This window comes from Paracoccus lutimaris, from assembly GCF_003337565.1.
GTDB lineage: Bacteria > Pseudomonadota > Alphaproteobacteria > Rhodobacterales > Rhodobacteraceae > Paracoccus > Paracoccus lutimaris.
Genome location: NZ_QPJL01000001.1, coordinates 200538 through 214297, shown reverse-complemented (window position 1 = coordinate 214297; position 13760 = coordinate 200538). Strand labels below are relative to the sequence as shown.

Below are 13760 nucleotides of genomic sequence, written 5' to 3'. Positions count from 1 at the left end.
GCATCTTTCCTGCGGGTTTTTCGTGGCTGCGCGGTTGTCATTCCGGCTCCGGCGCGGCTAACATCGGCGCAGTTTCCCCGATCTGACAAGGTTGCCGATGGTCGCACAGAACCTGTTGCTCTTGCTTGTTCTGGCGCCATTCGTGTCGGCCGCTCTGGCGGCCACCCTGCCCATCGGCGCGCGCAATGGCGAATGCTGGCTGGCCGGGCTGACCATGGTGCTGGCGCTGGTGGTGCTGGGCGTGCTTTACCCCGATGTCGCCGAGGGCGGCCGGGTGATCGCGCGGGTCGACTGGATCGACTCGGTCGGGTTGGAGCTGGCCTTCCGCATCGACGGGTTTTCGTGGCTGTTCATGGTGCTGGTGGCGGGGATCGGCTTTCTGGTGATCCTTTACGCGCGCTATTACATGTCGCCCGAGGATTCCGCCGCGCGGCTTTACGCCTGCCTGCTGGCCTTTGCCGGCGCCATGTCGGGGCTGATCCTGTCGGGCAATATCATCATGCTGGTGGTGTTCTGGGAACTGACCAGCCTCGTCTCGTTCCTGCTGATCGGCTATTGGTATCACCGTCAGGATGCCCGCGACGGCGCGCGCATGTCGCTGATCGTGACTGCCTCTGGGGGGCTGTGCCTGCTGGTGGCGATGATCCTGATCGGCCAGATCGCCGGCAGCTATGACCTTGAAACCGTGCTGATCTCGGGGCCGCAGATCACCGGGCACAAGCTTTATCCGGTGGCGCTGATCCTGTTCGTGCTGGGCGCCTTCACCAAATCGGCACAGTTCCCGTTCCATTTCTGGCTGCCCAATGCCATGGCCGCGCCGACCCCGGTTTCGGCCTATCTGCATTCGGCGACCATGGTGAAGGCCGGGGTCTTTGTGCTCCTGCGCTTTCACCCGGCGCTGGGGGGCACGGTGGAATGGTTCCAGATCGTCACCGGCATCGGCCTTGCGACCATGCTGCTGGGTGCGGTGATCGCGCTTTTCAAGCATGATCTCAAAGGGCTGCTCGCTTACTCCACCATCAGCCATCTGGGGCTGATCACCGCGCTGGCCGGGATCGGCACGCCTCTGGCGCTGATCGCCGCCGTCTTTCACATCGTCAATCACGCGGTCTTCAAGGCCTCGCTGTTCATGGCCGCAGGCATCATCGACCACGAGACCGGCACCCGCGACATGCGCCGCCTCTCGGGGCTGGCGCGGGTCATGCCGATCACCGCGACGCTGGCGATCATCGCCTCCGGCGCCATGGCGGGCGTGCCGCTACTGAACGGTTTCCTGTCCAAGGAAATGTTCTTCGAGGCGACCTATGTCTGGAACAATGGCAGTCCTCTGGACAATGCCGCGCCCTATATCGCGGTGCTGGCGGCCTCGTTCAGCACCGCCTATTCGCTGCGCTTCATCGTCAAGGTGTTCTTCGGCCCGCCCGCGACCGACCTGCCCCGCCACCCGCATGAGCCGCCCCTGCTGATGCGCCTGCCGGTCGCGGTGCTGGTCGCGATCTGCGTCAGCATCGGTCTTTTCCCGCAGTTCGTGCTGGGCAACCTGCTGGAAACCGCGGGACTGGCGCTGATCGGTCCGGACCTGCCGCATTTCAGCCTGAAGATCTGGCACGGCGTCAACGCCCCCCTGATCATGAGCCTGATCGCCATGGGGCTGGGCATCATGATCTATTGCCTGCCGCGACGCACCATCAACTCTGGCGAGGACGGCACCCGGCTGATGCGCAAGCTGGATATCGCGCGCATTTACGAACGCGCCATGCGGGTCCTGACCCAGCGCCTGCCCCGCGCCGCGCTGCGCATCCTGTCGGCGAACGGCTTGCAGGCGCAGTTGCGCGCGGTGGTGCTGCTGACCCTGGCGGCGGGCTGGTTCGCGCTGCGCCATCTGGACTGGAACGTGCCCTTGCCCGAGATGCGCTCGCGCGAGCTGGTCTTTGCGCTGTTGTGGATCGTCGGCGGGGCCTGCGCCATCGGCGCGGCCTGGCAGGCCAAGTATCACCGCTTTGCCGCGCTGATCCTGATGGGCGGCGCCGGTCTGGTCACCTGCGCGACCTTCGTGTGGCTGTCGGCCCCCGACCTTGCCGTGACGCAATTGCTGGTCGAGATCGCCACCACCACGCTGCTGCTTCTGGGCCTGCGCTGGCTGCCCAAGCGCGACGAGGAAATCGCCGGCGACCGCAACCTGCCCGCCCGCATCCGCCGCTTTCGCGACCTGCTGATCGCGCTGACCTGCGGCGCCGGCATGACCGCCATGGCTCTGGCGGTGCTTTTGACCACGCCCGGCGCCTCGGTCGGGGACTGGTTCCTGCGCAATGCCTATGTCGAGGGCGGCGGCACCAATGTCGTCAACGTCATTCTGGTCGATTTCCGCGCCTTCGACACCTTTGGCGAGATCACCGTGCTGGCCGTCGTGGGCCTGACCGTCTATGCCCTGCTGCGCCGTTTCCGCGCCGCCCCCGAAAGCACCGAACGCCCGCGCCCGCAGCTTGACGCCGAGGAACAGGCGCTCGAGGCATATCTCTTCGTGCCCGCCGTACTGATGCAATGGATGTTCGCGCCGATCATCACGCTGTCGGCCTATCTGTTCTTTCGCGGCCATGACCTGCCGGGCGGCGGCTTTGCGGCGGGGGTCACGCTGGCCGTGGCGATCCTCTTGCAATATGTCGCGGCCAATGTGCGCTGGGTCGAGGCGCGGCTGACCGTGCTGCCGATCCGCTGGATGGCGACCGGGTTGACGGTCGCTGCGGCTGTGGGGGCCGGCTCGTGGCTTTTCGGCTATCCGTTCCTGACCGCGCATGCGCAATATCTGGACCTGCCGGTGATCGGCAAGGTGCCCTTCTCGACCGCGATGCTGTTCGATTTCGGGGTCTTCGCGCTGGTTCTGGGCGCGATCGTGCTGATGTTGATCGCGATTGCCCACCAGTCGCTGCGCGTGGCCCCGCGCCCGCGCCGTCCCGCCAGCAAGGAGGCCAACTGATGGAGATCATCCTTGCCCTTGCCATCGGCGTGCTGGTCGGATCGGGCGTCTGGCTGATGCTGCGCCCGCGCTCCTATCAGGTGATCGTCGGGCTGTGCCTGCTGGCCTACGGCGTCAACCTGTTCATCTTTGCCATGGGGCGGCTTTACATCGGTGCCGCGCCGATCATGCCCAAGGGCGGCTTTGTCGATCCGACGGCCTATGCCGATCCGCTGCCGCAATCGCTGGTCCTGACCGCCATCGTCATCAGCTTTGCCACCACGGCACTATTTCTGGTCGTCATGATCGCGGCGCGCGGCGCCACCGGCACCGATCACGTCGACGGAAAGGAGCGCGGCCGCGATGAATGACGCGCTGAGCCCCGATCACCTGATCATCGCCCCGATCCTGATCCCGCTGGTCGCCGGCGCGATCATGCTGTTTTACAACGACCAGAACCGCCAGACCAAGCTGATGATGGGGCTGGCGGCGGTGGCGCTGACCTTCATCGCCTCGCTGGAACTGGTCGCGGATGTGAAATCGGTGACCGAGCAGGGCGGCACCGTGGTCGGGCTTTACCCCTTGGGGAACTGGCCGGTGCCCATCGGCATCGTGCTGGTGCTGGACCGGCTGTCGGTGATGATGGTGATGCTGACCGCGCTGCTCGCTGGCCCGTCGCTGATCTATGCCGCCGCAGGCTGGCACGGCAAGGGCCAGCATTATCACAGCATGTTCCAGTTCCTGCTGGCGGGCGTCAACGGCGCCTTTCTGACCGGCGACCTGTTCAACCTGTTCGTGTTCTTCGAGGTGATGCTGGCGGCCTCATATGGCCTCATGCTGCATGGCTCTGGGCCGGAACGGATCAGGGCGGGCTTGCATTACATCGCCATCAACCTGGCCGCCTCGCTCTTGTTCCTGATCGGGGTCGCGCTGATCTATGGCACCACCGGCACCCTGAACATGGCCGATATCGGGCGGGCGCTTTACTGGCTCGATGGCACTGACCGGCTGCTGTTTCATGCCGCGGCCGGGTTTCTGGGGCTGGCCTTCCTGATCAAGGCGGCGGTCTGGCCCCTGTGCTTCTGGCTGCCGCCGACCTATGCGGCGGCCTCGCCCCCGGCGGCGGCGATCATGGCGATCATGACCAAGGTCGGCATCTATGTGATCCTGCGCCTGTCGCTGCTGGTGCTGGGGCCCGATGCCGGGCCCTCGGCCGGGTTCGGGGCACCGGCGCTGATGATCGCCGGCGTCCTGACCATGGCTTTCGGCATGATCGGCATTCTGGGCACGCCGGAGCTGGCCCGCAAGGGCGGGTATCTGGCGATCATCTCCTCGGGCACGGTGCTGGCGGCCATCGGCTTTGCGCAGGCCGGCGGCGGGCCGATGATGCTGGGCGGCGCGCTTTACTACATGGTCGGCTCGACCGCCGCGATCTCGGCCTTTTTCCTGATCGCCGAACCGGTCAGCCGGGGCGATCAGGGCAGCGATACCGCGCAGACGCCCGAGACCGAGCCCGACCCGCTCAGCGAAAGCTGGGCGCCGATGGGCCTCGATACGGTCGAGGATGTCGCGACCCCCGCCAGCACCCGCACCGTGAGCTGGCTGACCATGGCGGTCTGCTTTGGCCTCGTTGCGGCGATGCTGGCCGGGCTGCCGCCGCTGCCGGGCTTTATCGGCAAATTCGCCATCCTACGCGGCGCGGTCGAGGACAACCTGTCCCATACCGGCGCGCTGCCCGCGATCCTCTGGGTCTATGCCGCCATGCTGATCCTGTCGGGGCTTGGCGCGCTGATCGCGCTGATGCGCTTCGGCATCCGCCGCTTCTGGGCCGAGGCGGGCCCGACCCCGCGCATCCTTGCGCTTGAGGTGGTGCCGGCGGTGATCCTGCTGGCGATGATCGCGCTGCAGACGCTGCGGGCGGACGCGCTGCTCAGCTATACCCGCGCCACCGCCGTCGCCCTGCTGGAGCCCGCCACCTATCGCGATGCGGTCCTGAAAAATGCGCAGGACGTGCGCGCGGCGCCGGTGGTGAACCTTGCCCCCGAACAGCCCGGCAACGAGGTCGAGGTGGATCCATGATCGGCCGCGTGATCCCCCATCCCGTACTGTCCGCCGCGCTGGTCCTGATGTGGCTGTGCCTGACCGCATTTTCGCTGGGGCACCTGCTGCTGGGCACGCTGATCTCGCTGGTGGCGGGCTGGGCGGTCAATTACCTGCATCCGCCGCGCCCGCGTTTCCGGCGCTGGTCGGCGATCCCGCAACTGGCCGGGATCGTGCTCATTGATATCATCCGCTCGAATATCGCGGTGGCGCGCATTCTGACCCTGGGGCCGGACCATCCCAGCTATCACTCCGGCTTTATCGAGCTGCACCTGCGCCTGCGCGACCCCAATGCCATCGCCGTTCTGGCGATCATCCTGAACGGCACGCCCGGCACGGCCTGGCTGGAATACGAACATCAGGACGGCCGGCTTTTGCTGCATGTCCTTGACCTGCGCAGCGATGCCGACTGGCAAAGCCTGATCCGCGACCGTTACGAGACCCTGCTGATGGAGATTTTCGAATGAGCGCCGATATCCTTCGCTTCGCGCTGGCCTATGCCCAGATCGCACTGATCCTCGCGCTGGCGCTGGCCTGCTGGCGGATGCTGCGCGGCCCGCGCGCGCAGGACCGCGTGCTGGGGCTGGACACGATGTATATCAACGCCATGCTGCTGTTTCTGGTCATCGGCATGGGCAATGGCAACGTCTTCTTTTTCGAGGGCGCACTGGTCATCGCGGTGCTGGGTTTCGTCACCACCGTCAGCGCCGCCAAGTTCCTGATGCGCGGCGAGGTGATCGAATGAGACATCTGGAAACCCTGCCGCCCTGGGCTGCCATCCTCATCGCCGTTTTCGTCATGATCGGCGCCACGATGACGCTGCTGGGCGGGCTCGGGATCGTGCGGCTGAAAGGCTATTACCAGCGCCTGCACGCGCCGACGCTGGGCTATAGCGGCGGCACCGGGCTGATCATTCTGGCCTCGATGCTGATGTTTTCGCTGCTCGAGGGGCGCTGGATCGTGCATGAGCTGATGATCGGCACCTTCATCATGATCACCTCGCCGATCACGCTGCTGATGCTGGGCCGCGCGGCCCTGCGCCGCGACCGCGACGCGAAGCTGGGCCATGACGAGATCGTGCCGCCAATGCTGCGCGCACCCGTGATGCCGCAGCCGGACGAAGCTAGCGCGACTGCGCCAGCACCTGCCGCAGCACCGCCGGATCGACCGCATCGGTGACAAAGGCGCGGCCGATGCCACGCGCGAGGATAAAGCGCAGCTTGCCGTCCTGCACCTTCTTGTCCTGCCCCATCAGCGCGATCAGCGCCTCATCGTCCGGCAGATCGCCCGGAATGTCACTGATGCGCGATGGCATGCCCATGGCGGCGAAATGCGCCGCGACGCGCGAGGGCGCCTCTTGGCTACAAAGTCCCATCTTCGCCGACAGCTCGAACGCCAGCGCGCAGCCGATCGCCACCCCTTCGCCATGCAGCAGCCGGTCGGAATAACCGGTCGCCGATTCCAGCGCATGGCCGAACGTGTGGCCAAGGTTCAAAAGCGCGCGGTCGCCCTGTTCGGTTTCGTCGCGCTGGACGATATCGGCCTTCATCTGCACGGAATGGCGCACGGCGCACTGGCGCAGGGCGGCATCCGAGGCAAGCCCGGTTGCATTCCCCTCAAGCCATTCGAAAAAGCCCTCGTCACCCAGCAGCCCGTATTTCGCCACCTCGCCATAACCGGCGCGGAAATCGCGGGGGGTGAGCGTATTCAGCACGTCGATATCGGCCAGAACCAGTGACGGCTGGTGAAAGGCGCCGATCAGGTTCTTGCCCTGCGGGCTGTTGATGCCGGTCTTGCCGCCGACCGAGCTGTCCACCTGCGCCAGAAGTGAGGTCGGGATCTGCACGAAACGCACGCCACGGCGCAGGATCGCGGCGGCAAACCCCGCCAGATCGCCGATGACGCCGCCGCCAAGCGCGATCACCAGATCCTTGCGCTCGATCTTTTGCGCCAGCAGCCATTCGGTTGCTTGGCCAAGGGCGGTCCAGTTCTTGGTCGCCTCGCCCGCCGGCAGGGCCAGCGCCGTGGCCTCGATCCCCTCGGCGGCCAGCGCCTCGCGCAGGGCGGGCAGATGCAAAGCGGCAACCGTCTCGTCGGTCAGGATGGCGACGCGGCGCGGGCCTGCAAGCGCGGTGATTTCCTTGCCGGCGCGGGCCAGCAGCCCCTGCCCGATCCGCACGTCATAGGAACGCGCGCCCAGATCCACATGAACGGTCTCTATGCTCATTCTGCCTCCAGGATGGCGGGATCATGGGCGTTGATGGCCGCGATCACGCGATTCGTCGTCTGTTCGATGCTGTCGCCGCGCCGGGCCGAGACGCGGATATCGGCCAGGGCATAGAACGGCTCGCGCTCGGTCAGCAGGCGTTCCAGCGTGCCGCGCGGGTCGGCGGTCTGCAAAAGCGGCCGCGTCGGGCGCTGGCGGACGCGGTGCCATAACGTTTCCAGATCACAATCCAGCCAGACCGCAACGCCATTCTGGTTGATGCGCTCGCGGTTTTCCGGGCGCAGCCACGCGCCCCCGCCGGTGGAAACCACGCTGTTTCCCAGCGCCAATACCCGGCCCAGCACCTCTGATTCGCGGGCGCGAAAGAACTCCTCGCCGTCACGGGCAAAGATTTCGGGGATGGACATGGCGGCGGCGCGCTCGATCTCGGCATCGGTATCCGCGAAGGGGCGTTGCGTCCGGCGGGCCAATTCGCCCCCGATCGCGGTCTTCCCCGCCCCCATCATCCCGATCAACACGATGTTTCGCCGCATCACCCGCCAAATCCCGCCATCCGAAACCGGTGTGACTGATGGCGTGATCTTTCGGGAAATGCCATATATATTCCGCACCAACCGGCGAAAGACCGGTATTAAGACCGAATTCGAGGCTGAAAGGGCATTTCATGCGACTTCTTAAGGTGGTGGTTATTCTGGTCATCCTGATTCTGGCGGGACTGGCTGGCTACGCCTATTTCGGGGACATGAGTTCCGACCCGCAGGAAATGCGCATGCCGGTCCAGCTGGATCTGGGCGCGGCACCGCCCAGCCCCACGGCCGCAAGCGACGCCCCGGCCAGCGCCTCCGCACCTGCGGCTGCGCCCGAGACACCCGAGGCGGCAGCGCCGGCCACACCGGCCGCCACGCCCGCCGAGGGCACGACAACGGATGAAGATGATCTCGACTGACCTTTCCCGGCCTGGCGCGGGGCTTGGCCCCAGATTCGGCGCCCTTTTGCTTGCCACATTCGGCCTGACGCAGCCCGTGGCCGCCAAGCCGCCGCTCTCGGCCAGCGACTGGCTGTCGGGCAGCGTGCAGCAGCCTGACAATATCTCGGGCTGGCGCCCCGGCGACAAGCGTCCGCCCGAGCTCAAGCGCCGCACCAAGCGCGAGATCGCCGCCACCGGCGCGGTCGAGCCGGTCGGCGTCACCCGGCTGGGCGAGGGCAATCCCGACAGCAAGGGCACCGTCTCGCCGCGCACGGCGGGCCTGCCGGGAAACCTTTGGGGGGCAAGCGATTCCCAGACGCTGATACGGCTTGTGCAGGCCTCAAAGCCGCGCCTGTCGGTCCTGCGCCGGCTTGAACGCCGGTTGCTGGCCGCGCAGTTGCAGCCCCCCGCGACCGCCCCGGGGACCGAGGGCAAGCTGTTTCTGGCGCGGGTGGACAAGCTGCTTGACATGGGCGCCACCGGCGCCGCCAAGGAATTGCTGCTGGTCGCCGGCCCCGGCGACCCTGAGCGCTTCCGCCGGCTGTTCGACATCGGCCTGCTGTCGCGCGACGAGGTTCAGGCCTGCGATGTCATGGACCGTACCCCGGGCGTCGCGCCCAGCTTTCCCGCCCGCATCTATTGTCTGGCGCTCGGGGGTGACTGGTCGGCTGCCGCGCTGGTCTTTCACGGCGCCGAGGTGATGGGCAAGATCGATCCGGGCATGGCGACGCTGCTCGCGCATTATCTGGACGACGCCTATACCGACAGCGCAACCGAACTGATGCCGCCACAGGTGGTGACACCGCTTGAACTGCGCCTGCATGAGGCGATCGGCCAGCCGCTGCCCTCATCCAGCCTGCCCTTGCCCTTTGCCCTGGCCGATCTGGACGAGAATGGCGGCTGGAAGGCACGGCTGGACGCGGCCGAGCGGCTGGCCCGTGCCGGCGCCATCCCCGCCTCGCAACTGCGCCGCATCTACCTGGAGCAGCGCCCGGCCGCCTCGGGCGGGGTCTGGGACCGCGCCTCGGCGGTGCAGGCGCTGGATGCGGCGCTGGCCGCGCGCGACACCGATGCTGCGGCGACATCCCTGCCCTCGGCTTTTGATGTCATGGTTGCTGCCGGGCTGGGCGTCGCGCTGGCCGAAATGGTCGGCGCCGAGCTGGGCGCAATGGGGCTGGACGGGCGGCCGGGCCAGATCGCGCTGGGGCTGGCCTTGCAGGCCGCGCAGCCGCAGGTCGTGGCCGATCCGCCCACCGATGCCGCGCCCTTTGATCTGTGGCTTCTGAACTTTGCCTCGGGTGAGCCGGAATCCGCCCCGCCCCCGGGACGCGGCGAGGCGCAGGCGGCGATCCTGTTCCCGGCCTTTCTGGGCCCTTCGGAAAGCAATGTGCCCCCGGCCACCGCCGATCTGATCCTGTCGAACAAGCGCGGCGAGGCATTGCTGGCTGCCATTGCCGATACCGATGCCGGGCTGGACGGCGATCTGGCACGCGCGGCGCAGGGGCTGCGCAGCCTGCGCGCATTGGGCCAGCAAGAGATCGCCCGGCAAGCCGCGGTCGAGCTGATCCTCGCGCCGGCGATCATGCCCCAGCCGCAGCGATGAAGACGGAGGGCGGCAGCGATCAGGGCCGCATCTCGGCCTTTCTGGACGCGCAGGCCGCCGAATCCGGCGCGGCGCGCAACACGCTTCTGGCTTATGGCCGCGATCTGCTGGATTTCAGCGACTGGCTGTCCGGCCAAGGCGCTGATCTGATCGGCATGAGCCGCGAACAGGTCGAGGATTACCTGACCCATTGCGACGATGCCGGCCTGTCGCGGGCAACGCGGGCGCGGCGGCTGTCCTCGATCCGGCAATTCACCCGGTTTGCACTGGATGAGGGCTGGCGCGAGGACGATCCGGCCGGGCGCATCAGCGGTCCCGGCCGCCAGCAGCGCCTGCCCAAGACCCTGGACCGGGCCGAGGTTCAGGCCATGCTGGACGCCCTGCCCCAACTGGGCCGCAACGCTGTCGAACGCGCCCGCAATCTGGTGCTGGTCGAGCTGATCTATGCCACCGGCATGCGCGTCAGCGAATTGGTCGAGCTGCCGGTCAGCGCCTGCCGGGGCAATCCGGCGCTGCTGCTGATCCGAGGCAAGGGCGGCAAGGAACGCATGGTGCCGCTTAGCGCCCCGGCCCGGCAGGCGCTGGCGGGCTGGCTGAAACTGCGCGACCATGCCCCCGCCGACAGCGCATTGGGGCGGCTGGTCAATGGGCGCGGCGGGCGCTGGCTGTTTCCCGCGACCAGCAAGGAAGGCCACATGACCCGGCAGGCGATGAATGCGCTGCTGGATCAGTTGGCCGTCGCCGCCGGGATCGATCCGGCCCGCGTCTCGCCTCATGTCATCCGCCATGCTTTTGCCACCCACCTGCTGGAAGGTGGCGCCGATCTGCGCGCCATCCAGACGCTTTTGGGTCATGCCGATCTGGGCACGACGGAAATCTATACCCATGTCATGGATGCCCGGATGCGTGATTTGGTCCTGAACCATCACCCGCTGGCCAGCCCCCCGGCAAAGGGAAAAGACGAATGACCAGCCTGCCCGCCGCCATTCAGATCGCCGCCCAGACCGCCACCGAGGCTGCCAGCAATACCGCCCCCGGCGGGGTTGCTGGCGGGCACAGTTATGACCTGACCTTCTGGGGCACGCTGGGCGCGATCCTTGTGCTGTTGGGGCTTTCGGCCTTTTTCTCTGGCTCGGAAACCGCGCTGACCGCCTCAAGCCGGGCCAAACTGCGATCCCGCGCCGACAAGGGCGATCCGGGCGCGCAAAAGGCGCTGGAGGTGACCGAGGACAGCGAAAGCCTGATCGGCTCGATCCTTTTGGGCAACAATGTCGTCAACATCCTTTCGGCAAGCCTTGCCACCGCACTTTTTACCCGCGCGCTGGGGTCCAGCGGGGTCGCGGCTGCGACGCTGGTGATGACGGTGCTGGTCCTGATCTTTTCCGAGGTCCTGCCCAAGACCTATGCCATCCTTGGCCCCGAGGATCTGGCCAGCCGCGTCGCCCGCCCGATCAGCATCCTGACCCATATCATGTCGCCCATCGTCGCCGTGGTGCGGCTGATCGTGCGCGGCATCCTTGCGATCTTTGGCATCCGCGCCGACCAGTCCGAGCATCTTTTCTCGGTGCAGGAGGAAATCGCCGGCGCGCTGGCCATCGCCCAGTCCAGCGGCACCGTGCAGAAAGAGGAGCGCGACCTGTTGATGGGGGCCCTGGACCTTGGCGAACGCTCGGTCGAGGAGATCATGCTGCACCGCTCGGAAATCGAGATGATCGACGCCGATCTGCCCGCCGACGAGGTGCTGGAGCGGGTGCTGAAAAGCTCGCATACCCGCCTGCCGGTCTTTCGCGGTGAACGCGAGAATGTCATCGGCGTCATCCATGCCAAGGATCTGCTGCGCGGCGTGCGCAAGGCCATCCGCGAGGGCGGCCCCGAGGCGATGGACACGTTCGACGTCCTCAGCACCGCCATGCCGCCCTATTTCGTGCCCGACACCACGCCGCTGGACGAGCAGATGCAGGAATTCATGTCCCGGCGCACGCATTTCGCGCTGGTCGTGGACGAATATGGCAGCCTGCGCGGGCTGATCACACTGGAAGATATCCTTGAGGAAATCGTCGGCGAGATCACCGACGAGCATGACACCGATGCCGCCCGCGCGCTGGTGCCCAATCCCCAGGGCGATTACCTTGTCGATGGCGCCATGACCATCCGCGACCTGAACCGGGCGCTGGACTGGTCCCTGCCGGACGACGAGGCCAATACCATCGCCGGGCTGGTCATCCACATGGCGCAGTCGATCCCGACGCAGGGGCAGGTCTTCTCGTTCCAGGGCTATCGCTTTGAAATCGTCACCCGGCGCGAGAACCGCATCACCCGGCTGAAGATCAGGCCGCTGGGCGAGGCTGTCGTCGCGCCCAGCAGCGAAAGCGCCGCCTCGGGTCAGTGATCGGCCATGCTGGCGGCGCGCTTGGCGTCCTCGACGCTGCCGCCGGTGCCGTTGAAAAAGGCGTTCAGCACCACCGCCGCGATGGTCGCCAGCAGAATGCCCGATTCGATCAGCGGATGGATGGCATGGGGCATCCATTGCTTGAAGTCGGGCGCGATCAGCGGGATCATCCCGAAGCCAAGCGCCACCGCCACCACGAACAGATTGTTGCGGTTGCCGGCGAAATCGACCGTCGACAGAATGCGGATGCCGGTCGCGGCGACCATGCCGAACATCACCAGCCCGGCGCCGCCCAGCACCGCCGTGGGCAGCGATTCCACCGCCGCCCCCATCTTGGGCACCAGTCCGAACAGGATCAGGATCACGCCGCCCGCCACGCAGATGAAGCGGCTCTTGATGCCGGTGACACCGACCAGCCCGACGTTCTGCGAAAACGACGTATAGGGGAAGGTGTTGAAGATGCCGCCGATCAGCGTCCCCAGCCCGTCGGTGCGCAGGCCCGCGCCAAGACGCTCGGGGGTGATCTTGCGGCCGGTCATGTCGCCAAGCGCCAGAAACATGCCGGTCGATTCGATCATCACCACGATCATCACCAGCACCATGGTGACGATCAGCACCGGATCAAAGATCGGCATGCCGAAATGAAACGGCGTCACGATGCCGAACCAGGCCGCATGGGCGACCTTGTCAAAGGTCATCTGCCCCAGAAGGATGGTCAGCGCCGCGCCCACGAGCATTCCCAGAAGCACGGCGATATTGGCGACGAAACCGCGCCCGAAACGCGCGATCATCAGGATTGCCACCAGCACCACGCCCGAGATCGCGATATTGACCGGCCGCGCATAGAGCGGGTTCTGCACGCTGGGCGCCACGCTGATATTTTCCGGCATGGCGGGGATTTCTCCGGATCCGGCCATCTCGCGGATATGGTTCAGCCAGCCCTGCGCGACCGGGTCGACCATCTTCGGCGCGGTCGGCCCGACGGGGTTGCCGAAAATCCAGTTGATCCCCACCCGCATCAGCGTGACCCCGATCACCAGAATGATGGTGCCGGTGACCAGCGGCGGAAAGAATTTCAGCATTCGCCCGATAAAGGGCGCGATCAGCATGGCGATGATGCCGGCGCCGATGATGGCGCCAAAGATCATCCGCGCGCCATCCGGCCCCGGATAGGCATTGGCCATGGCGACCATCGGCCCGACCGAGGCGAATGTCACCCCCATCATCACCGGCAACTGGATGCCGAACCAGCGCGTCACCCCCAGCGACTGGATGATGGTGGCGATGCCGCAGCAGAAAAGATCGGCCGAGATCAGGAAGGCCACGTCCTCGGGCGACAGTTTCAGCGCCCGGCCGACGATCAGCGGCACCGCGACGGCGCCGGCATACATCACCAGAACATGCTGCAGCCCCAGCGTGGTCATGCGCAGGGGCGGCAGGATTTCATCGACCGGATCGACCGGCGTCTGTGCATGACGTGCCATGTTCTTCCCTCCGACGTGACAGCTCTTGCCCAGATGA

13 protein-coding genes are annotated in these 13760 nt (G+C 66.4%); 10 read left to right on the top strand and 3 right to left on the bottom strand.

Annotation, left to right across the window (positions count from 1 at the left end):
* Window positions 1-97 precede the first annotated feature (97 nt).
* Genes DFP89_RS01045 through mnhG form a run of 6 tightly spaced genes read left to right on the top strand, consistent with a single transcriptional unit; the run spans window position 98 to window position 6232 of the window.
* Entirely contained in the window at window positions 98-2974 is a 2877-nt protein-coding gene (locus DFP89_RS01045) for a monovalent cation/H+ antiporter subunit A (protein ID WP_114347523.1), read from the top strand.
* Window positions 2974-3324: a Na+/H+ antiporter subunit C gene (locus DFP89_RS01040; protein ID WP_114347522.1), complete on the top strand. Its 351-nt coding sequence runs from the start codon at window positions 2974-2976 to the stop codon at window positions 3322-3324. The genes DFP89_RS01045 and DFP89_RS01040 overlap by 1 nt, the downstream gene beginning before the upstream one ends.
* Window positions 3317-5032, top strand: a complete 1716-nt coding sequence (locus tag DFP89_RS01035) for a monovalent cation/H+ antiporter subunit D (protein WP_114347521.1) — start codon at window positions 3317-3319, stop codon at window positions 5030-5032. The genes DFP89_RS01040 and DFP89_RS01035 overlap by 8 nt, the downstream gene beginning before the upstream one ends.
* Window positions 5029-5520, top strand: coding sequence for a Na+/H+ antiporter subunit E (locus tag DFP89_RS01030; RefSeq protein WP_245948556.1), 492 nt, complete (start codon window positions 5029-5031; stop codon window positions 5518-5520). The genes DFP89_RS01035 and DFP89_RS01030 overlap by 4 nt, the downstream gene beginning before the upstream one ends.
* Window positions 5517-5798, top strand: coding sequence for a K+/H+ antiporter subunit F (locus DFP89_RS01025; protein ID WP_114347520.1), 282 nt, complete (start codon window positions 5517-5519; stop codon window positions 5796-5798). The genes DFP89_RS01030 and DFP89_RS01025 overlap by 4 nt, the downstream gene beginning before the upstream one ends.
* Entirely contained in the window at window positions 5795-6232 is a 438-nt protein-coding gene (mnhG, locus tag DFP89_RS01020; protein WP_114347519.1) for a monovalent cation/H(+) antiporter subunit G, read from the top strand. Before DFP89_RS01025 ends, mnhG begins: the two co-directional genes overlap by 4 nt.
* Here the strand turns inward: mnhG and aroB are convergent.
* Together aroB and DFP89_RS01010 are read right to left on the bottom strand one after the other, a co-directional pair.
* Window positions 6177-7280, bottom strand: a complete 1104-nt coding sequence (gene aroB, locus DFP89_RS01015; RefSeq protein ID WP_114347518.1) for a 3-dehydroquinate synthase — start codon at window positions 7278-7280, stop codon at window positions 6177-6179. The genes mnhG and aroB overlap by 56 nt on opposite strands.
* The gene (locus DFP89_RS01010; RefSeq protein ID WP_114347517.1) at window positions 7277-7813 is read right to left on the bottom strand and encodes a shikimate kinase; all 537 of its coding nucleotides are present in this window, start codon (window positions 7811-7813) and stop codon (window positions 7277-7279) included. Before DFP89_RS01010 ends, aroB begins: the two co-directional genes overlap by 4 nt.
* 131 nt (window positions 7814-7944) lie before the next feature.
* Between DFP89_RS01010 and DFP89_RS01005 the strand changes: the two genes are divergently transcribed.
* The 4 genes from DFP89_RS01005 to DFP89_RS00990 are packed head-to-tail and all read left to right on the top strand — an operon-like array spanning window position 7945 to window position 12239.
* A complete protein-coding gene (locus tag DFP89_RS01005; RefSeq protein WP_114347516.1) occupies window positions 7945-8226 on the top strand; it encodes a hypothetical protein in 282 nt (93 codons plus the stop codon).
* Window positions 8213-9850, top strand: coding sequence for a hypothetical protein (locus DFP89_RS01000; RefSeq protein ID WP_245948555.1), 1638 nt, complete (start codon window positions 8213-8215; stop codon window positions 9848-9850). The genes DFP89_RS01005 and DFP89_RS01000 overlap by 14 nt, the downstream gene beginning before the upstream one ends.
* Window positions 9847-10818, top strand: coding sequence for a site-specific tyrosine recombinase XerD (locus DFP89_RS00995; RefSeq protein ID WP_114347515.1), 972 nt, complete (start codon window positions 9847-9849; stop codon window positions 10816-10818). The genes DFP89_RS01000 and DFP89_RS00995 overlap by 4 nt, the downstream gene beginning before the upstream one ends.
* Window positions 10815-12239, top strand: a complete 1425-nt coding sequence (locus DFP89_RS00990; RefSeq protein ID WP_114347514.1) for an HlyC/CorC family transporter — start codon at window positions 10815-10817, stop codon at window positions 12237-12239. The genes DFP89_RS00995 and DFP89_RS00990 overlap by 4 nt, the downstream gene beginning before the upstream one ends.
* Here the strand turns inward: DFP89_RS00990 and DFP89_RS00985 are convergent.
* On the bottom strand, window positions 12233-13723 hold the full coding sequence (locus tag DFP89_RS00985; protein WP_114347513.1) for a nucleobase:cation symporter-2 family protein: 1491 nt from the start codon (window positions 13721-13723) through the stop codon (window positions 12233-12235). The two genes, DFP89_RS00990 and DFP89_RS00985, sit on opposite strands and share 7 nt — an antisense overlap.
* Between the last annotated feature and the right edge of the window lie 37 nt (window positions 13724-13760).